14 protein-coding genes are annotated in these 20,026 nt (G+C 42.7%); 11 read left to right on the top strand and 3 right to left on the bottom strand.

Features of this window, described 5'->3' with window-relative positions:
• The first annotated feature begins 123 nt into the window (after positions 1 to 123).
• The 4 genes from RDS42_RS04095 (at position 124) to RDS42_RS04080 (ending at position 3,807) form a co-directional block, all read left to right on the top strand.
• A complete protein-coding gene (locus RDS42_RS04095; protein ID WP_308782506.1) occupies positions 124 to 870 on the top strand; it encodes a 3-oxoacyl-ACP reductase family protein in 747 nt (248 codons plus the stop codon).
• Positions 871 to 941: 71 nt separating this feature from the next.
• Positions 942 to 1,259 carry a rhodanese-like domain-containing protein gene (locus RDS42_RS04090; RefSeq protein ID WP_308782505.1) on the top strand — a complete coding sequence of 106 codons (318 nt, stop codon included), beginning with the start codon at positions 942 to 944 and terminating at the stop codon, positions 1,257 to 1,259.
• A 1-nt stretch (position 1,260) separates the two neighbouring features.
• The gene (locus RDS42_RS04085) at positions 1,261 to 2,958 is read left to right on the top strand and encodes a CoA-disulfide reductase (protein WP_308782504.1); all 1,698 of its coding nucleotides are present in this window, start codon (positions 1,261 to 1,263) and stop codon (positions 2,956 to 2,958) included.
• A 150-nt stretch (positions 2,959 to 3,108) separates the two neighbouring features.
• Positions 3,109 to 3,807, top strand: coding sequence for a GntR family transcriptional regulator (locus RDS42_RS04080; protein WP_308782503.1), 699 nt, complete (start codon positions 3,109 to 3,111; stop codon positions 3,805 to 3,807).
• Between the two features lie 52 nt (positions 3,808 to 3,859).
• Here the strand turns inward: RDS42_RS04080 and nhaC are convergent, their stop codons facing one another.
• Entirely contained in the window at positions 3,860 to 5,338 is a 1,479-nt protein-coding gene (nhaC, locus tag RDS42_RS04075) for a Na+/H+ antiporter NhaC (RefSeq protein WP_308782502.1), read from the bottom strand.
• A gap of 16 nt (positions 5,339 to 5,354) precedes the next feature.
• Entirely contained in the window at positions 5,355 to 6,521 is a 1,167-nt protein-coding gene (locus RDS42_RS04070) for an aminotransferase class I/II-fold pyridoxal phosphate-dependent enzyme (RefSeq protein WP_308782501.1), read from the bottom strand.
• Positions 6,522 to 6,867: 346 nt separating this feature from the next.
• Here RDS42_RS04070 and RDS42_RS04065 point away from each other — a divergent pair, with 346 nt between their 5' ends.
• From RDS42_RS04065 to RDS42_RS04045, 5 genes are all read left to right on the top strand, one after another.
• Positions 6,868 to 8,238, top strand: coding sequence for an alanine/glycine:cation symporter family protein (locus RDS42_RS04065; RefSeq protein WP_308782508.1), 1,371 nt, complete (start codon positions 6,868 to 6,870; stop codon positions 8,236 to 8,238).
• Between the two features lie 252 nt (positions 8,239 to 8,490).
• Entirely contained in the window at positions 8,491 to 10,746 is a 2,256-nt protein-coding gene (gene pflB, locus RDS42_RS04060; RefSeq protein WP_308782500.1) for a formate C-acetyltransferase, read from the top strand.
• Positions 10,747 to 10,748: 2 nt separating this feature from the next.
• Positions 10,749 to 11,489, top strand: a complete 741-nt coding sequence (pflA, locus tag RDS42_RS04055; RefSeq protein ID WP_308782499.1) for a pyruvate formate-lyase-activating protein — start codon at positions 10,749 to 10,751, stop codon at positions 11,487 to 11,489.
• Positions 11,490 to 11,746: 257 nt separating this feature from the next.
• Complete coding sequence (locus RDS42_RS04050) at positions 11,747 to 12,898, top strand: exonuclease SbcCD subunit D (protein WP_308782498.1); 1,152 nt, start codon at positions 11,747 to 11,749, stop codon at positions 12,896 to 12,898.
• Between the two features lies 1 nt (position 12,899).
• Positions 12,900 to 16,115 carry an AAA family ATPase gene (locus RDS42_RS04045; RefSeq protein WP_308782497.1) on the top strand — a complete coding sequence of 1,072 codons (3,216 nt, stop codon included), beginning with the start codon at positions 12,900 to 12,902 and terminating at the stop codon, positions 16,113 to 16,115.
• Between the two features lie 37 nt (positions 16,116 to 16,152).
• Here RDS42_RS04045 and RDS42_RS04040 read toward each other — a convergent pair whose 3' ends face one another.
• Positions 16,153 to 17,535: an MATE family efflux transporter gene (locus RDS42_RS04040; RefSeq protein ID WP_308782496.1), complete on the bottom strand. Its 1,383-nt coding sequence runs from the start codon at positions 17,533 to 17,535 to the stop codon at positions 16,153 to 16,155.
• Between the two features lie 228 nt (positions 17,536 to 17,763).
• Here RDS42_RS04040 and RDS42_RS04035 point away from each other — a divergent pair, with 228 nt between their 5' ends.
• Both RDS42_RS04035 and RDS42_RS04030 read left to right on the top strand, forming a co-directional pair.
• On the top strand, positions 17,764 to 18,684 hold the full coding sequence (locus RDS42_RS04035) for an alpha/beta hydrolase (protein ID WP_308782507.1): 921 nt from the start codon (positions 17,764 to 17,766) through the stop codon (positions 18,682 to 18,684).
• A gap of 120 nt (positions 18,685 to 18,804) precedes the next feature.
• Positions 18,805 to 19,917, top strand: a complete 1,113-nt coding sequence (locus RDS42_RS04030; protein ID WP_308782495.1) for an ROK family transcriptional regulator — start codon at positions 18,805 to 18,807, stop codon at positions 19,915 to 19,917.
• Positions 19,918 to 20,026: the final 109 nt, after the last annotated feature.

The raw sequence follows: 20,026 nt of genomic DNA, 5'->3' as shown, positions 1-20,026 counted from the left end.
GGATGTAGAAAATAGATGTTTTCTACATCTTTTTTTAGGTAAAAACCATTAGGTGACAATATCACAGACAGATCTTTTACGAAAGTATATGATACAGACATAAAGGATAAGGAGGTATCCCCTATGAGGTTAAAAGATAAAGTAGCAATTATTACAGGCGGAAGCAGAGGTATCGGTTATGCAACGGCAGATGCGTTTCTGAGAGAGGGAGCAACAGTGATTCTGGCAGCCAGTTCTCAGGAATCAGCAGACAAGGCGGTAGAAAGCCTGAAAGAAAAATATCCGGACAGGATCATTGCAGGGATCAGCCCGGATCTTAGCAGTCTGGAAAGTGTAAGAAACGAATTTCGGGAAGCAACATCAAAATATGGATGTGTGGATATCCTGGTTAATAATGCAGGTGTTTCAGAAAGTACTCCTTTTGTGGAGTATACAGAAGAGGATTTTGACAGGGTCATGGATCTGAATGTAAAAGGTGTATTTAATGCGACAAGGGCTGCCTCAGAATGTATGGTTGCCAGAGGGAATGGTGTAATCTTAAGTACTTCTTCCATGGTGAGCATATATGGACAGTCCAGTGGTATTGCATATCCGGCATCTAAATTTGCAGTAAACGGTCTGACTGTTTCTCTGGCAAGAGAACTTGGTCCGAAAGGAATTCGTGTAAATGCAGTAGCACCGGGAATCACAGAAACAGATATGATGAAGGCAGTTCCCAAAAGCGTGATCGATCCAATGATCGCACAGATTCCGCTTAGGAGATTGGGACAGCCGGAAGATATTGCAAATGCATTTGTATTTCTTGCTTCCGATGAGGCGTCTTATATTACAGGCGTAGTGCTCAGCGTAGATGGAATGGCAAGGAATTAAACGTTAACGATACGATCAGGATATGGAGCAAGAGGGGAAAAGCACCCGTATAAAACAGGAGAGAAAATAAAATGGGATTATTTGATTTTTTTAAAGGATCTGATTTCAATGAAGGAATTGAAATCTATAAAAATACTAAGGATGCAGTTCTTCTTGATGTAAGAACTCAGCAGGAATATTTGGAGGGAAGGGTTCCCGGAAGCTGGAATATTCCTCTTCAGGAGATCGGAAAGGTGGAAAAACTGATCGATAAAGCAGTTCCCCTTTTTGTATACTGTTTAAGTGGAGCGAGAAGTCGAATGGCAGCAGCACAGCTTCAGCAGATGGGTTATGCAAGAGTTACAAATCTTGGCGGTATCAGCAGTTACCGTGGAAAGGTGGAAAGATAAAATGAAGGTTGTTATTATTGGAGGTGTTGCAGGAGGAGCAACTGCAGCAGCCAGAATACGCAGACTGGATGAAAAGGCACAGATCATTGTTTTTGAAAAATCAGGTTATATTTCTTATGCAAACTGTGGACTGCCTTATTATATTGGAGGTGTGATCACAGATAAGGAAGAACTGACTTTGCAGACGCCGGAAAGTTTCTGGAAGCGTTTTCAGATTGAAATGCGAGTAAAACATGAAGTGACCAGGATCAACCCGGAGAAACAGACTGTTGAAGTAAAAAATCTGAATACCGGAGATGTTTTTGAGGAAAGCTATGATAAACTTTTGATTTCTACAGGAGCAAAACCAGTGTGGCCGGATCTTCCCGGAACAGAGATTGACAATCTTTTTACGTTGAGAACAGTTGAGGATACTTTTAAGATCCGTGAATTTGTAGAAAAAAATCATCCCAGATCTGTAGTCTTGGCAGGAGGAGGTTATATTGGTCTGGAACTGGCAGAAAATCTCAGAGAGCTGGGAATGGATGTGACTATTGTACAGCGACCGAAACAGCTGATGAATCCTCTGGACTCCGATATGGCAGCCTTTGTACATGGAAAAATGAGAAGCCGCGGAGTGAAACTGATGCTTGGTCATACGGTAGCAGGATTTGAAAAGGGAGAAAAAGGAACCCGAGTGCTTCTGAAGGATGAGCAGCCGTTGGAAGCTGATATGGTGATCCTTGCCATTGGTGTTTCTCCGGATTCTCATCTTGCCAGAGAGGCAGGACTGGAATTTGGAATAAAGGGAAGTATTGTGGTTAATGACCGAATGGAGACTTCCGTGCCGAATATTTATGCGGCAGGCGATGCAGTAGAGGTAAAACATTATATTACTGGAGAAAAAGCTCTGATCTCGCTGGCAGGTCCGGCAAATAAGCAGGGACGGATTGCTGCTGATAATATCTGTGGAGGAGACAGCCATTATCCGGGATCTCAGGGATCTTCCGTAATAAAAGTGTTTGATATGACAGTGGCATCTACAGGAATCAATGAACGGACAGCTCAGAAAGCTGGTATTGATTATGATAAGGTTTATTTATCACCTGCAAATCATGCTTCCTACTATCCGGGCGGAAAGCTTATGACTATGAAGGTGATCTTTGAAAAAGAAAGTTATAAACTTCTTGGAGCACAGATCGCAGGTTATGATGGAGTTGACAAGAGAATCGATGTACTTGCAGCTTCTATGTATGCCGGAATCACAGCACTTCAGCTTAAAGAACTGGATCTGGCTTATGCACCTCCTTATTCTTCAGCAAAAGATCCTGTAAATATGGCCGGATTTATGATAGAAAATATAGCTGAGGGCAGATTGAAGCAGTTCTTTATCGAAGATGTGGAAGGACTTCCCCGTGACGGAAGTGTGATCCTTTTGGATACAAGGACACCATGGGAGTACAGCAGGGGCCATATAGAGGGCTTTATCAATATTCCGGTGGATGAACTTCGTGACAGACTTTCGGAGCTGGATAAAAATAAAAAGGTATACATTATCTGTCAGAGTGGGCTGAGAAGCTATATTGCGTACAGGATACTGGCACAGGAAGGGTATGACTGCAGAAATTTCTCAGGAGGTTTTCGCATGTATGAGGTTGTGACAGGCGATCGAGAAGCAGCCGGAGAAGCTCTTCCATGCGGAATGGAGATCTGCAGATAATATAATGACACAGACAGAACAGTCATTACTTTTCGGTGATGGCTGTTTTTAATGTATATTTTAGATCTGTACAGGATATCCGCTTGACGATTTTATATGTTTCGGCATATAATTTTACATATAAAATCATCAATGATGAAAGAGGACAGTATGAAAAAAACGGATATTTTATTAAAACCAGTAGAAAAAGATTCGCTTTATCTTAAGATTTCTGATGCAATCTACAGTTACATAAAATTAAATAATCTGCAGCCGGAGGATAAACTGCCGTCGGAGCGTGATATGGCTGCCATGCTTCAGACCAGCAGAAATTCTGTAAGAGAAGCACTGCGTATTCTTGAAGACAGAGGGCTTATTTATGTAAAAACAGGCAGTGGTGTTTTTGTAAAAGATCCGTATGGGGAAAATAGTTCCATTACTTTCCGTCTTACAGAATGTACAACGGAAGAACTTCAGGAGCTTCAGACGATTCTGGATCATCAGGCCGTTTTGAATGCTATCAGCAGAGGGACTTCTGAAGAGAAAGAAAATTTAATCTCTATTGCTTCTGAACTTATGGAAAAATATTCTCATAATATATACAGTCATACCTTGGACTACAGTTTCCATACAAAATTATATGAAATGGGAAGAAATAAATCGATTCATCAGGTGATACAGGGAGTACGTGATACCCGCTTTATACAAAGAGAAAATGAAGACGGGGAAAATGATTCTATTTGGCTGGAAACCGTTCCCCAGCATCTGCAGCTGGCACAGGCCATTTCACAATCTAATACCCCTGCAGCACTGGCTGCTATTGATGAGATTCTGGAACATGGTTTTTCTCTTATTAATCATTCAAAATAATAAAAAACAGCAGATAGATCCCTTTTTCAGGATTTATCTGCTGTTTTCGCTTTTATAATTCTTTTCCTGTCAGTTCGACGTATTCGTCGTAATTATCTCCGCCCTTTTTGATCTTAGCAATACCAAATCCGGTAAATCCCCAGATAATGGCAAAAATCACACCTGTATAGCAGAGACATGCCCATGGTGCATACTGTGCAGTAGGTACACCCAGAGTAGATGTCATGTAGACACCTGCAAGGGACCATGGCACAAGTGGTTCCACCACAGTGATACTGTCTTCCAGAGTACGGGAAAGATTCTTGGTTTCCAGTCCTCGTTTGATATACTCTCCGCGGAACAGTCCTCCGATCATCAGGAAGGTTACAGATGCTTCTCCGATAACAGTAATGATGATGATTCCCAGAAGAGTTGTTACGGTAATAAGCTGTCCGGTTCCGTGGATGTGCTTCATGATATGACTGAGAATTACATCCAGACATCCGGAAACAGTCAGGGCTCCAATAAAGCCAAAGGCACAGAATGCCATTAATGCAGTGTTCATCATAGAGGACATACCACCTCTTTGAAGAAGATTAGGTACTTCCTGTACGATTCCCGCAAGGTCAATGGATGGATTGGTAAACATTTCCATCTTGAAACCGCCTACCATACTTGCAGCACAAGTCTGGAAAGAAAATCCCTGAACTGTCATGGCAATGATTACTGCAACTGCAGAAGAAATCATCATAACAGGGATTGTAGGTTTTTTAAGAAGAGAGCCTGCAATAACGATAACCGGAGGCATCAGAAGCAAAAGTCCCATAGGCATACTCAGATCAAAAAGTTTGGCAAGTGTACTGATGATGGAATCTACCTGTGAGATCTCGCCGCTTCCTGCAAAGGAAATACCTGCGATAACATATACGATACAGCTGATGATAAATCCCGGAATCGTAGTATAAAACATGTGTCCGATATGCTTATACAGATTAGTTCCGCTGGCGATAGCAGACATATTGGTACTGTCTGAAAGAGGAGACATTTTATCCCCGAAATATGCTCCGGCTACAATAGCACCTGCTACAGCAGGAAGCGGAGCACCCATGCCGGCTGCAACACTCATAAGTGCGGCTCCGACTGTTCCGGCAGCTCCCCATGAGGTTCCGGTGCTGACAGAAAGGATAACAGTAACCAGGAAAGAGGTTACAATGATAAATTTCGGATTGATGATCTGTAGTCCAATGTATACCAGGAATGGAATTGTTCCGCTGACGATCCATGCTCCGATCATAAGTCCTACGGTGATCAGGATCATGATGGCAGGAAATGCTTTTCCCAGTTTTTCTACAATCTCATTTTCTACATCCTTCCAGGTATAGCCAAGGAAGAGACAAAGAATAATGGTAAATGCTGCGCAGATCAAAAGAAGGATTTTAATATCCACTTTAAAAATGATCAGTCCTAAAAATAAAACTACAAACATAAACACCAGGGGCAGAAGTGCAAGTCCAAGCCCAGGAGTCTTTTTTTCTCTGGTATTTTCTCCCATAATTATGTCCTCTCAATCAGATTTTATCAAGAGCCTGTGAAAGATCTTCGATGAGATTTTCTGCTCCCTCAAGACCGCAGTGCAGTCGTACAATGCTTCTGTTCAGATTATGGAAAGCCTGTTCCTCTTCTGACCAGTTATAAGTATAGGCAATAGCAAGACTTTCAAAACCACCCCAGGAGCAGCCGCGTTCAAAGATCTTCAGGCTGTCAACAAATTTTGCTGTATCCTCAGCGGAACCATCGATCTCAATACTCATAAGGCCGCATTCACCTTTTTGCTGCTTACGGGCAAGTTCATACTGCGGATGGGATTTCAGTCCGGTGAAATATACATGTTTTACCTTTGGATGGTTTTCCAGAAATTCTGCTACTTTCATAGCAGTTTCATAATGTCTCTGCATACGGACGTCAAGTGTACGAAGTCCTCTGATGGCCAGCCATGCTTCCATAGGTCCAAGGACACCGCCAAACCAGTCTCTCTGTACCATAATTTTCTGCATGAATTCTTCGTCTTTGGAGATCAGTACACCACCGATCAGATCGCTGTGTCCTCCAATGTATTTTGTCATGGTATGCATTACAATATCAATTCCCATATCAAGTGGTTTCTGGAAGACCGGTGTAGAATAAGTGTTGTCGATATAGGTTTTGATGCCGTGCTCATGAGCCAGTTTTGCAACACCTTCAAGGTCAACAACAGAAAAGATAAGTGTGGACGGACTTTCCAGTATGATCATATCGGTTTCAGGCCGGATGGCTTCCTGGAAGTCTTTCAGATCGGTGCCATCTACATAGGTTACGGTGATCTCCATTTTTTCTTTCAGGAAATCATTAAGAAGATGCTGTACGGGACCATAGCTTGCCTTCATACAGATCACATGACTTCCTGTTTTACATACTGCAAGTATAGCAGCTGCACAGGCAGCCATTCCGGCAGAAAAAACAACAGCTCTGCTTCCGTGCTCAAGAGCGGCCATTTTTTTCTCAAGAATGGTTACAGTAGGATTGGATGCTCTTCCGTAATAATATTCATCCTTAAAAATATCCACTGCAAAATAATCATCAACAGAATCAAATACATGAAGAGAATTCATAAAAATGGGCGGTGTGACCGATTTCATATATTTTGATGGATCTTCTCCTACATGTGTCATTGCCAGTAAATCCTGATTGTCTGTCATGATAGCTCCTCCTTTTTGGTATGGTGGTTCATTGGTTGAACCAATTTATGAGCATATTATGAGCTTTGTGTACAAAAATGTCAATATAGAAAAAATGAACACTGTATCTTTGTGAAAAATATATAAAAATTGGAAGAAAAATTTGTACAATATTTTGTTCGAAAATAATGAGTATCAAAATTAAGTTTCTGGATTTTAGAAAGGTATGAGGAATCTTCTTGCGGCAGCTTTTATTTATATGATAGAATACAGATGCTTTACACACAATAAAAACAGGAGGTACTGAAGATTGTTTTCAGGGATTATTGAAGCATACGGCAAAGTCGTAAGCGTGCTGAGCAACTGGATGTACAGTTATATTCTGATCATCCTGCTGGTTGGAGCGGGAATCTATTTTACTGTAAGAACAAAAGGAATCCAGTTCCGTGCATTAAAAGAAGCGATCCGGGTGGTTATGGAGCCAAAGGAAGATGAAAAATCAATTTCTTCTTTTCAGGCGCTGATGATTTCCACAGCATCCAGGGTGGGAACCGGAAATATAGCAGGGATTTCCACAGCTCTTTGTATCGGAGGTCCGGGGGCTATGTTCTGGATGTGGCTGACTGCACTTCTGGGAAGTGCGTCTGCGTTTATTGAAAGTTCACTGGCACAGATTTATAAAAGAAAGGCAGCAGACGGAAGTTCTTATGGAGGGCCTGCTTATTATATCCAGGCTGTTCTGAAAAAAAGATGGCTGGGTATCGTGTTTGCGTCTGTTCTTATTGTGACCTACATGGGCGGTTTCAATATGGTAGCCTCCTTTAATATTTCAGATTCTTTTCGGAGATATGGTTTTTATCAGCCGGGGACGACACCGTTGGTGGTAGGGGTGATTCTGGCGCTGATCTTTGGTATCTGCATTTTTGGAGGAAGCAAACGTATTTCCAGGATCACGGAGGTGATCGTTCCTCTGATGGGGATTTTTTATATTGGAGTTTCTCTTTTTATTGTTATCACACATTTGAATCTTCTTCCCGGAGTGATCGCGTCAATTTTTAAAGGCGCATTTGATCTTTCGGCTATTTTTGGCGGATTTGCAGGATCTGCGATCATGCAGGGAATCAAAAGAGGGCTGTTTTCTAACGAAGCCGGTGTAGGCTCCGCGCCAAATGCCTCTGCTTCCGCAGGCGTATCTCATCCGGCCAAACAGGGACTGGTTCAGATGCTTTCTGTTTATATTGATACGATTGTGATCTGCAGCGCTACCGGTTTTATGCTGCTTTGTTCCGGAGTTGCGCCGGAAAACGGAATTGCAGGAATGCCTTATGTTCAGGAGGCTGTTGCAGGATCACTGGGAAGCTTTGGAAGTGTGTTTATAACAGTGGCATTGTTTATGTTTGCATTTACGACGCTGATTGGAAACTTTTATTATGCGGAAATGGGACTTCGCTATATCTGTGATAAGACTCCGGGAAAGGCTCTTCTGAATACGTTCCGGGTGGCGGCAGCACTGATTGTATGCCTGGGGGCTACCATGGATTTCAGTGTGGTATGGGATACGGCAGATGTTTTGATGGGGCTGATGGCGCTGATCAATCTTCCGGTGATCGTGATCCTGTCAAAACCGGCTATCCATTGTATGCAGGATTATTTCCGGCAGAAATCCCAGGGAAAAAATCCCGTTTTCAGGGCAAAGGATATTGGACTGAAAACAAAAACAGACTTCTGGAATGAGTGATAGTCAAAAAAAGTTTGTATTGTAGATATAATAAATAAAAATGATTTGTGATCCGGGGATTTTCAGGCGGTTTATCAGCTTGGAGATTCCCGGATTGTACTTTATCTAAAACATGTGTTAAAGAATTGACAAGCCACTAAATCTGGTATACACTTGGCTTGTAAATGAGGAATTTACATTAAATAACTAATAACACAGTCCTGCGGGTATAATTTCAAAGCCGCAGGACATTTATATGAAAGAGGTGCTGAAATGAAAGATTTTACACAGTGGGAAGGCTTTAATGGAAAGCGCTGGAAAGAAAAAATTGATGTTCGTAATTTTATCAAAATGAACTATACACCATATGATGGTGATGCTTCTTTCCTGGAAGGACCGACAGAGGCAACAGACAAGCTTTGGGGTAAACTTCAGGAGCTCCAGAAGGAAGAGCGTGCCAAAGGCGGCGTTCTGGATATGGAAACAGAGGTTGTTACTTCTCTTACCGCATATGGCCCGGGATATATCGATGAAGAAATGAAAGATCTGGAAACTGTAGTAGGTCTTCAGACTGATAAACCACTGAAACGTGCATTTATGCCTTACGGCGGAATCAAAATGGCTGAAAAAGCATGTGAAACTTACGGTTATAAAGTAAGTGACAAAATTAAAGATATCTTTAACAACTACGAGTTCAAAACACATAACCAGGGTGTATTTGATATTTACACACCAGAGATGAAGGTTGCCCGTCACAACAAGATTCTTACCGGTCTTCCGGATACTTATGGCCGTGGACGTATCGTAGGTGATTACAGACGTGTGGCTCTTTATGGTATTGATGCTCTGATCGAAGGCAAGAAAAAAGACTTTGCAGCAAGTGACCGTCAGGGTATGAGACGTTATGATTTCCAGCTTCGTGAGGAAATCGCAGATCAGATCCGCGCTCTGGAGGGAATGAAAGCTATGGCTCAGACTTATGGCTTTGATATCTCCCAGCCGGCTAAGGATGCAAGAGAAGCTTTCCAGTGGCTGTACTTCGGATATCTTGCAGCGATCAAGACTCAGAACGGCGCTGCAATGAGTGTTGGACGTATTTCTACTTTCCTTGATATTTATATTGAAAGAGACCTGAAGAACGGTACTCTTACAGAGAAAGAGGCTCAGGAGCTTGTTGACCATATGGTAATGAAATTCCGTATGGTAAAATTTGCACGTATTCCGTCTTACAATCAGCTGTTCTCCGGTGACCCGGTATGGGCGACTCTGGAAGTGGCAGGTATGGGAATCGACGGACGTCATATGGTAACAAAGAACGACTTCCGTTTCCTTCATACTCTGGAGGATATGGGACCAGCTCCGGAACCAAACCTGACTGTACTGTACTCTTCCAGACTGCCTGAGAACTTTAAGAAATATGCAGCAAATATTTCTATTACAACAAGTTCAATCCAGTATGAGAATGATGATGTTATGCGTCCGGTATGGGGCGATGACTACAGCATTTGCTGCTGTGTATCTGCTACAGAAACAGGTAAAGAGATCCAGTTCTTCGGTGCTCGTGCAAACCTTGCAAAATGCCTTCTTTACGCAATCAATGGTGGTGTAGATGAGAAGACAAAACAGCAGGTAGGACCGGAGTATCAGCCGATTACTTCTGAATATCTTGACTATGATGAGGTAGTGAAGAAGTATGATCAGATGATGGACTGGCTGGCTCATCTGTATGTTGGAACACTGAACATGATTCACTATATGCATGACAAATATTATTATGAAGCAGCAGAGATGGCTCTGATCGATACAAAGGTTGACCGTTCTTTTGCAACAGGTATCGCAGGATTTTCTCATGTAGTAGACTCTCTGTCTGCAATTAAATATGCAAAGGTTAAAGCAATCCGCGATGAGGATGGAATTACAACAGACTTTGAGGTAGAGGGTGACTTCCCGCGCTACGGTAACGATGATGACAGAGCAGATGAGATTGCAACAAATCTTCTGTCTACTTTCCTTGGCAAGCTGAAACACATTCATACATACCGTGATTCCAAGCCTACTACATCTATTCTTACCATTACTTCCAATGTTGTTTATGGCAAGGCTACAGGATCTCTTCCGGATGGAAGAAAAGCAGGCGAGCCTCTGGCACCTGGTGCTAACCCGTCTTACGGAGCAGAGCAGAACGGACTTCTTGCTTCCCTGAACTCTGTTGCAAAGCTTGACTATGAGGATGCCCTTGACGGTATTTCCAATACACAGACCATCAATCCGGATGCTCTTGGCCATAACGATGGAGAGCGTACAGACAATCTGGTTCATGTACTGGACGGATACTTTGATCAGGGTGCACACCATCTGAACGTAAATGTATTTGGAAAAGAAAAACTGATCGATGCTATGGAGCATCCGGAAAAAGAGGAGTATGCAAACTTTACAATCCGTGTTTCCGGTTATGCAGTTAAATTCATCGACCTTACAAGAGAGCAGCAGATGGACGTTATTGCCAGAACCTGCCACGCAGAAATGTAAGAATGGAAAAAAAAGATATCAAAGGATATGTTCACTCACTGGAAAGCTTCGGGTCGGTTGACGGCCCGGGCGTCCGGTATGTGATTTTTTTAAGCGGCTGTGGGATGCGCTGCCAGTTCTGCCATAATCCGGATACCTGGAAAATGGGACAGGGGCAGGAGTATACACCTGCAGAGCTCTTGAAAAAAGCTCTCCGTTATAAAAATTACTGGGGAGAAAAAGGCGGTATCACAGTCAGCGGAGGAGAACCTCTCCTGCAGATTGATTTTCTGACAGAATTTTTCCGTCTGGCAAAAGAAGCCGGAGTTCATACAGCACTGGATACCAGTGCGAATCCTTATACAGAGAAGGAGCCTTTTTATTCCAAATGGCAGGAGCTTATGAAATACACAGACCTGGTCCTTCTGGATATCAAACAGATTGATGAGGAAGAGCATGTGAAGCTTACCGGATGTACCAATCAGAATATCCTTGCTATGGCAGAAAAGCTTTCAGAAATGGATAAGCCTGTATGGATCCGTCATGTGCTTGTGCCCGGAGGAAGCGATAAGGATGAATACCTGCACAGACTTGCGGATTTTATTCATACTCTGAAAAACGTGGAAAGAGTGGAAGTGCTTCCTTACCATACTCTCGGAACGTTTAAGTGGGAGAAGCTTGGGATTCCCTATCCGCTGGAGGGAGTGAAACCGCCAACGGAAGAACGAATCAGAAATGCCAGAGAAATTCTGGGAGCGAAGTAAAGAATCAGAAATTCTTTATAATTAAAGATATAAGAACAGGAACTGCTGTGAGATACCTTTAGTTCCGGCGTAAAGTCTGCCGGAAAAGGGAAGCTTGCGGCAGTTTTTTTGTTTTGTTTGTGACAGAAGTTAATAAATTTTTTACTTGGCAGTATTGTAAGTGTTTGCTACAATGAAAGAAAAACGAAAACTCAGTAAAAAAGATCCCTCGGTTCTGTATGGGCAGAGCCGGGGGAATTCCATATACAGGAGGGAATATGAGATTTTTTCATTTGTCAGATCTGCATATAGGTCTGAAGTTAATAAACAGAGACCTGAGAGAGGATCAGGAATATATTTTTGACCAGATTACAGACTATGTAAAAAAAGAAGCACCACAGGCTCTGGTGATTGCAGGAGATATTTACGATAAGGCAGTCCCGTCGGCGGAGGCAGTGGAAGTATTTGATCATCTGATCGCAGAGCTGACGAAGGCGGCTCCGGAGATGACCATTATGATTATAAGCGGAAACCATGACAGTGGTCCCAGGATCAATTGTTTCCGAGATGTACTTTCCCGACAGAATGTACATATGATTGGAATTCCTCCTAAGACGGAAGAGGAATTTATAGAAAAGGTTATTTTACAGGATGCATATGGAAATGTGAACTTTTATCTGCTTCCATTTGTGAAGCCTTCTATGGTGAAGGAAATCACAGGAACAGATGAAAACGGCAATAATCTTTCTTACGACGAAACTATTCATCGGCTGATCAAAAGGGAAAAAATCGATCAAGATCAGAGAAATATTCTGGTTAGCCACCAGTTTTATCTTCCTGTTGGAAAAACAGCGGAAGATGTGGAAAGAATGGACTCAGAGATCCGTACAGTGGGGAATATTGATGAAATTTCTGCAGATGTACTGGAAAAATTCGATTATGCGGCATTGGGCCATATCCATAAACCGATGAAAGCAGGAAGAGAGACTTTCCGGTATTGTGGAACGCCCCTGGCGTGTTCAGTAAGTGAAGCAGAGCAGCAGAAAGGGATACTTATGGTGGATATTTCTGAAAAGGAGAGTCAGCCTGAAGTTACTGTTCTTCCTTTAAAGCCTCTTCGTCAGGTCCGGGTGATAAAAGGAAAGCTGGAAGAGGTTCTGGAGCAGGGATGTGAAGATTATGTAACAGTAATTCTTACAGATAAGGTAGATCTGGATGTGATCGATATGCAGGACCGTCTGCGGCTTGCTTTTCCGAAACTTCTGGAAATCCGAAGAGAAGGGCTAAGAGATTCTGCCATGCAGATGCGTATGACAGAGCAGAAACTTCTGGATCCTTTTGAACTGTGCTGTGCGTTTTTACAGGATACAGATGAAGCAGAAAAAGAACTTCTTATGGATGTGATTCATACGGTTCAGGAGGTGAAATAGAATGCGGCCTTTAAAGCTAAAAATGCAGGCGTTTGGCTCTTATGGAAAAGAGACAGTAATAGATTTTACAAAGCCGGAGCAGAATCTGTTTTTGATCACAGGAGATACAGGAGCGGGAAAAACAACTATTTTTGATGCTATTGTATTTGCTCTGTATGGAGAAGCAAGTTCCACATCCAATAAAAAAGAAGGCGTGGTACTTCAGAGTCAGTATGCGGAATTGAATATTGAGCCGTACGTAGAGATGGAATTTATGGAAGGGGAAGAACGATATACTGTCCGGCGTGTTCCAAGACATTTAAAAACTGTTACAAGAGGTGCGGCTAAAGGAAAAGGCATCAGAGAGATCACCGGATCTGTCACTCTCTTTATGCCGGATGGGACAGAATATCCTCCTAAGGAGGCCAACGCAAAACTCCAGGAGATCACAGGTCTTACAAAAAGCCAGTTTATGCAGGTGGCAATGATCGCTCAGGGTGAATTTATGGAGCTTCTGAGAGCAAAATCAGATGATAAAAAGAAAATTTTTCGGAAATTGTTTAATACGGAAATGTATGAACAGATCGTAAATGAACTGGGAAACAGAAAAAGAAACATGGAAAGAGAGATTGCTGTGATCCGGACCAGATGTCAGAGCGAGACAGCAAGAATTAAATTTTCTGGAGATAAAGCAGAGGAAAAAAATCCCGGAGACGACGAGATCAGTTTCTGTGAAAAACGGCTGGAGGAACTGAAAAAGCGTGTTTCAGACGGAGAGATTGTTGTCATGCCGGAGCTTACAGAGGTTCTGGAGAGATATCTGGTCATACTGGATAATCAGCTAAAAAAAGCACAGAAGTTATATGAGGATGCGGCGGAAATACGGGATAAAAAAAGAGATATTTATATAGAATCCCAACAGCTTCAAAGTTTGTTCATTCAAAGAAAACAGACAGAAGAAGAACTGGAGGAATACAGGAAACAGTCTTTTGAGATGGAAAATAAGGAAAAGCTTGCAGGCAGTGTGTCGGATGCCTGGGAGATAAAAAACTTTTATGATTTCTGGAAAGCAGGACAGGAAGATGCGGAAAGAGTCCGCACAGCATTTGAAACTCAGACGGAAAGACTTCCTGGTCTGATGGAAGAAGAAGAGGGCATGATTCAGGAGGAACAGAAAAAACAGAAAGAACTGGAGACGGTTCAGGAAGAATATACGCGGACATTAGAAAAGGCAGAAAAAGCGATTCAGCTTTTTGGACAGATAAAAGAAACAAAGAAAAAAGTGGATATGGGAAAGGAGCTGCTGGAGAAAGCCCGGATAAAAGAAGAAGCGGATAAAAAGGCTTTTGAGGTTCTGGAAAACAGGCAAAAAGCCCTGCGTGACAGATCAGAACAGCTTGCAGACGCAGGAGAAAAGCTGGCTGTATGTCAGGGTCAGATGAAGGAAATAAATGGTATGACCGAAGATCTGAAAGAGCTTTCCGGTATTTACAAAGAACAGAAAACATATGAAAAAAACATAGAAGAACTGAAAGAAAAGTATAAAGAGGCCAGAGCATCATACGAAAAAAAACATGGGGAATATGAGAAAATCCGGCAGGATTTTCTGGATGCCCAGGCAGGTTTTCTTGCATCGGAGCTTATGGAGGGACAACCCTGTCCGGTGTGTGGCTCTACAGAGCACCCACATCCCTGTATTATAAAGAAAGTCCATACAGAATTTACCCGTGAGGGAATGGAACTTCTGGAAAAAGAAACAGAAAAGCTTCGGACAGAGCAGGAAAAGCTGTCAGCAGAGGTGAAATCAAACACAGATCTCAGAGATATGAAAAAACAGGATTTTGATGAAAGATTTCACAGGCTTAAAAATCGAATGAGAGAGAATATTCCGGTTCTTCCGGAAGAATTTTCTCCGGGACAGGGGCAGGAACTGATCAGACAGTGGATGAAGGAAGTGCAGGAAAATGGAATAAAATATCAAAGGGACTGGGAGGAACTGCAGTCTGTACAGAAACAGCTGAGAGATCTGGAAGAAGAAAAACCTGCTGTCAGAAAACAGATGGAATTATCAGCAGAGCAGGTAAGGGAAGCTGGAATTGCATATGAATCTGCCAAAGCGGAATTTCAAAGTTATTCTTTTTCTTCGGATTTTGAATCAGAGGATGCTGCAAGAAAAGCAGAGACAGAAGCCGCCTGCAAAAAGGAACGTTTTACAGAGGATTATAATACAGCCAGGGCTGCAAGAGAAAAAGCTGCGGCAGAAAGAAGCAGTACAGAAACATTGATAAAAAAATATAAGGCAGAGCTTCCGGCAGCAGAAACAGAAGAAAAAAAGCGGAAAAAGAATTATGAGAGCATGGCAGAAGAAAAAGATATGGCAGAATCTCAATGGAAATCTCTGACAGACAGCTATGAAAAACAAATGACAGAACAGCTTAGAAAAGAAGTACAGATTTTCCGCGAAGGAAAGAAGGCAGCTGAAGGAAAAGCCCAGTCTCTGACCGCAGCCATAGGAAACAGAAAACCGCCGGTAATGGCCGATATACAAAAAGAAACAGAGGATGCAGAGCATTCTCTTAGATCTGCAGAAAGCTTACGGGATCAGCTTCGGTCTGTGTATAAAGACAACAAAGAAGTGGATCAGATACTGTCTCCGATGCTTCAGGAACGACAAAAGCTGGTGGAAGAACATGGGCGTATCGATCACCTGTATCGTCTTGTGTCCGGCAATGTCAGCGGCTCCAGAATGGATCTGGAAACCTATGTTCAGAGGTATTATCTGGAAAAAATACTTTATGCGGCTAACAGACGCTTTCAGGATATGTCTGCCGGTCAGTTTGAACTTCGGATGTACAAGCTGGAAAAAGCCGGAGAGGGAAAAAACAGGGGGCTGGATCTGATGGTCTACTCTGCAGTAACCGGAAAGGAAAGAGAGGTACGAACTCTTTCCGGAGGAGAGTCCTTTATGGCGGCGCTGGCTCTTGCACTGGGAATGGCCGATCAGATCCAGGAAAACTCTGCAGCCATAAATCTGGATATGATGTTTATTGACGAAGGCTTTGGATCATTGGATGAACATTCCAGAAATCAGGCAGTGAAGGTACTTTTGGAGATGGCAGAAGGATCAAAGCTGATCGGTATCATATCTCATGTAACAGAACTGAAGCAGGAGATTGAAGACCAGCTGATTGTCACAAAGGACGAAAGCGGCAGTCATGTAAAATGGCAGATAAGCTAAAGAAACACCCCGGAGATCTTCCGGGGCATTTCTGTATTCAGGTCTCCGCCTGTTTCATTTTAGACAGTTCTCTTCGGGCAAATACAATAGCCAGAATAAAGGCGGCTGTGTCGGCAATGGGACCGGCATACATGACGCCGTCGATTCCTATAAAGACCGGAAGGATCACGATCAGAGGAAGCAGAAAAACAAGCTGTCTGGTAAGGGACATGATAATTCCCAGCTTTGCTTTTCCGATGGAGGTAAAAAATCCTGCAGACATGGGCTGTATGCCATTGGCAAAGGTCAGAAACATAAAAATACGAAGATAGCGTTCTGCAAACTGAAAGTACAGATCGCTTCCTGTTCCGAAAAGCCCTACAATCTGGTGAGGGAAAAACTGAAAACAGAGAAAAAATACAGTTGCGATAATGGTGCAGGCAGTTACGGAATACCCATAGGTTTTTCTGACCCGGTCATATTTTCCCGCACCATAGTTAAATCCCCAGATAGGCTGGCTGCCCTGCGATATGCCGATGCAGATAGACAGGAAGACCATATTTACCTTTGAGATGATTCCTACGCAGGCAATGGGGATATCACTTCCGTATGCGGAGGCTGCGCCATAGTAACGAAGGATGTTGTTCATAAAAATCTGTACAACAGCAAGGGCAATCTGATTAAAAAAGGAAGCTGCTCCAAGAGAAACAATCAGTTTTATATGTTCTGTATGGGGAAGGAACATATTTTTGTTCAGATTCATTTTGCGGAAGCGTGCAAAATAAAGGATCACAAGAAGACCGGATACTGCCTGACCGATCACTGTAGCCCAGGCGCCTCCTTTAATTCCCCATCCGAAGCCAAAAATAAAAAGAGGGTCAAGTATGGTATTGATCACAGCACCTGTCAGCATGCAGGTCATAGAAAAACCAGGACTTCTGTCGGCACGTATCAAATGGCATCCTCCTGTAGTCAGAACATAAAAAGGAATGCCTGCAGCAGTGATCCCTGTGTAGTCAATGGCATATGGCATGACATCCGGTGTTCCTCCAAAAAGATGCAGGAGAGGATTAAGGAACAGAAGAACTGCCGCAGAGATCAGGATACCGCTGATTCCCAGCATAGAAAGGCTGGCGCCTGCAATATGGCTGGCTTTTTCGTCATGTCCTGCGCCTGATTCCAGATTATAGCTGGAGGCGCCTCCGATCCCAAGAAGAAGAGCAATGGCAGTAGAAAAAATAGTTACAGGAAATGCTACATTTGTAGCGGCGTTTCCCAGCATTCCCACTCCCTGGCCGATAAAGATCTGGTCTACAATATTATAAAGAGCGCTTACCAGCATGCTTATAATTGCCGGGACAGAGAATTTTAAAATAAGTCCGCCTACGGGAGCGGATCCCAGCGGATTGCCGGTTTGAACATTGTGATTCTGAGTTTTCAAGGCAAAGGTTCCTTTCTTTTAGCTTTTGATAAAAATAAACAGCAGCGCTGATGTACAGCGACGCTACTCTTTAAGAAACAGTATATCATTTTTCCGGGCTGGAGAAAAGCTGAAACAGAGTGGTTGAGAAATCTGTTTTTTCATGATATTCTGGAACGGTACAGAGAGAAATATTTTACCCGCTTACAGGTGTGGAGCAGAAAGGATTTTATATTGATATCAAAAACAATGCGCGCAATTTTACATGCGCTGTCTTACAGCAATGTGGAAGTGGAGGCGGCCAGAAAGCTGGCAGATCTGAAAAAGCTTGATGCAATGAGGATTTTTTTAAAGAAATTAGATACAAAGGTATATAATGGAGATTATGAGGTTCCGGTACGTCTTTATTTCCCAAGTGAGGAAGCTATGAAAACAGATACATCCCATGGACTGGCCTATCCGATCCTGTTATTTTTTCATGGAGGCGGATGGGTAACAGACAGTGTGGAAAATTATGACCGGGTGTGTTCCCGGATGGCTCAGGATACAGGACATATTGTGATTTCCGTAGAGTACCGGCTGGCTCCGGAGCATCGTTTCCCTATCGGACTGGAGGACTGCTATGCAGCAGCCAGGACACTTTATATGGATCTTTTGAGAGAAGACCAGGATAAGATCACTATTATGGGAGACAGCGCCGGAGGAAATCTGGCAGCAGCCGTGTGCCTGCTTGCCAGAGACAGAGGAGAGTTTATGCCCAAAAGGCAGATTCTGATCTATCCGGCTTTGGGAAACTGTTATACAGAGGCGTCCCCTTATAAATCTGTTCATGAAAATGGAACGGATTATCTTCTGACGGCAGAACGGATGGAAAATTATCTTCTTCTTTACGAAAACAGCAAAGAAGACAGGAAGAACCCGTATTTTTCTCCGCTGATGGAGCAAAATCTGTCAGATATGCCGGATACCCTGATTCTTACTGCGGAATTTGACCCTTTGCGGGACGAGGGAGAAGAGTATGGAAAACGGCTGAAAGAAGCAGGAAACTATGTGGAAGTGCACAGGATTCCCAATGCTCTTCATGGATATTTTGCCCTGGGAATCCGGTTTTTCCATGTGCAGGAAAGCTTTCGGTATATGAATGCGTTTCTGGAAAAAAGAGAAAGCTGACGGTTGTTTGTTTTAATAAAAACATTTATAATATATTTTGTAAAAGATTTAAGATTCGCAAAATACTTTGTCATATATTTTAAATTTATTTCGACAGGAAAAAAGTATAGAGGAAAAATTATGAGAACCGACACGTTGGAAATAAAAAAACAGAATAAAATCCGTATCCTTAAATATATTTCCAGAAAAGGAAGTACATCCAAATCCGAGATTTCCACAGATCTGAAGCTAAGTATGCCTACAACTTTACAATATGTAAAAGAATTGATGGAGTCAGGAATGATAGAGGAGACCGGCAGCTATGAATCCACAGGGGGGAGAAAGGCAAAGGCACTGTCGGTTGTGGGTGATCTGGGATATGTAGCCGGTGTGGATATTACTGCCAATCATCTGACCGTGGTGCTGGTAAACACCAGAAAAGAGATCGTTGCCTCTGAGCGTTTCCGAATGTGCTATGCAGGTGATATGGAATATAACAGAGCGGTCTGTGAAAAGGTTTTTTCTCTGGCAGAGCAGAAGGAAGTTCCCCGGGAAAAACTGATGGGTGTGGGATTTTCTTATCCGGGTATTATTGACAGTGATCAGGAGATTCTTTTGCGGTCTCATATACTGGGGATTTCAAATGTAAGTCTGAGAAACTGGAAGCCGCTTTTTCAGATTCCCTGCAGCTTTGAAAATGATGCCAATTGTGCAGCCTGTGCAGAGCTGGATGACGCTTCAGAAAATGCAGTGTATCTTTCTCTGAGCAATACTGTAGGTGGTGCGGTTTATATGCATGGGCAGCTGTTTCCAGGAGAAAATCATAAAAGTGCCGAGTTTGGGCATATGGTGATAAAAAAAGACGGAAAAACCTGTTACTGTGGAAAAAAAGGCTGTGCAGATGTCTATTGTTCAGCGGCTGTGCTTCAGAAAGCAGGAGAGGGTAATCTGGAGAACTTTTTTGAAAAGCTTCGGAGAAAGGATGAAAAGATCCTTGAAGTATGGAATGACTATCTGGAAGATCTAGCTGTGATGATCGTTAACCTCCGAATGGCTTTTGACTGCGATATTGTTCTTGGCGGCTATGTGGGAGGCTACCTTGAGGAATTTCGTACAGAGCTGGATCTGAAGATACTGGAACAGAACAAGTTTGACCTTGATACTTCTTATGTAAAGATTGGCAGATATAAGCTGCTTTCTTCGGCATATGGAGCTACACGGAAGCATATTGATTCTTTTTTTGAGACAATCTGATACAGAACAATTCTGAAATACAAAGAGAACAGATTTCTTATCATCGGAAAGATGAAAGAAAAAGGTTCTCTTTTTTTGTGCAGTTTTCATAATTCCGGGAAATAAAAAT

This window comes from uncultured Blautia sp. (assembly GCF_902497045.1).
GTDB lineage: Bacteria > Bacillota > Clostridia > Lachnospirales > Lachnospiraceae > Blautia_A.
Note: the sequence above shows the minus strand (reverse complement) of the source record. Positions and strands in the feature narration are given on the sequence as shown.

Coding starts and splice junctions, on each gene's coding strand:
- RDS42_RS04095 (WP_308782506.1), top strand. CDS start 124: ATGAGGTTAAAAGATAAAGTAGCAATTATTACAGGCGGAAGCAGAGGT.
- RDS42_RS04090 (WP_308782505.1), top strand. CDS start 942: ATGGGATTATTTGATTTTTTTAAAGGATCTGATTTCAATGAAGGAATT.
- RDS42_RS04085 (WP_308782504.1), top strand. CDS start 1,261: ATGAAGGTTGTTATTATTGGAGGTGTTGCAGGAGGAGCAACTGCAGCA.
- RDS42_RS04080 (WP_308782503.1), top strand. CDS start 3,109: ATGAAAAAAACGGATATTTTATTAAAACCAGTAGAAAAAGATTCGCTT.
- nhaC (WP_308782502.1), bottom strand. CDS start 5,338: ATGGGAGAAAATACCAGAGAAAAAAAGACTCCTGGGCTTGGACTTGCA.
- RDS42_RS04070 (WP_308782501.1), bottom strand. CDS start 6,521: ATGACAGACAATCAGGATTTACTGGCAATGACACATGTAGGAGAAGAT.
- RDS42_RS04065 (WP_308782508.1), top strand. CDS start 6,868: ATGTACAGTTATATTCTGATCATCCTGCTGGTTGGAGCGGGAATCTAT.
- pflB (WP_308782500.1), top strand. CDS start 8,491: ATGAAAGATTTTACACAGTGGGAAGGCTTTAATGGAAAGCGCTGGAAA.
- pflA (WP_308782499.1), top strand. CDS start 10,749: ATGGAAAAAAAAGATATCAAAGGATATGTTCACTCACTGGAAAGCTTC.
- RDS42_RS04050 (WP_308782498.1), top strand. CDS start 11,747: ATGAGATTTTTTCATTTGTCAGATCTGCATATAGGTCTGAAGTTAATA.
- RDS42_RS04045 (WP_308782497.1), top strand. CDS start 12,900: ATGCGGCCTTTAAAGCTAAAAATGCAGGCGTTTGGCTCTTATGGAAAA.
- RDS42_RS04035 (WP_308782507.1), top strand. CDS start 17,764: ATGCGCGCAATTTTACATGCGCTGTCTTACAGCAATGTGGAAGTGGAG.
- RDS42_RS04030 (WP_308782495.1), top strand. CDS start 18,805: ATGAGAACCGACACGTTGGAAATAAAAAAACAGAATAAAATCCGTATC.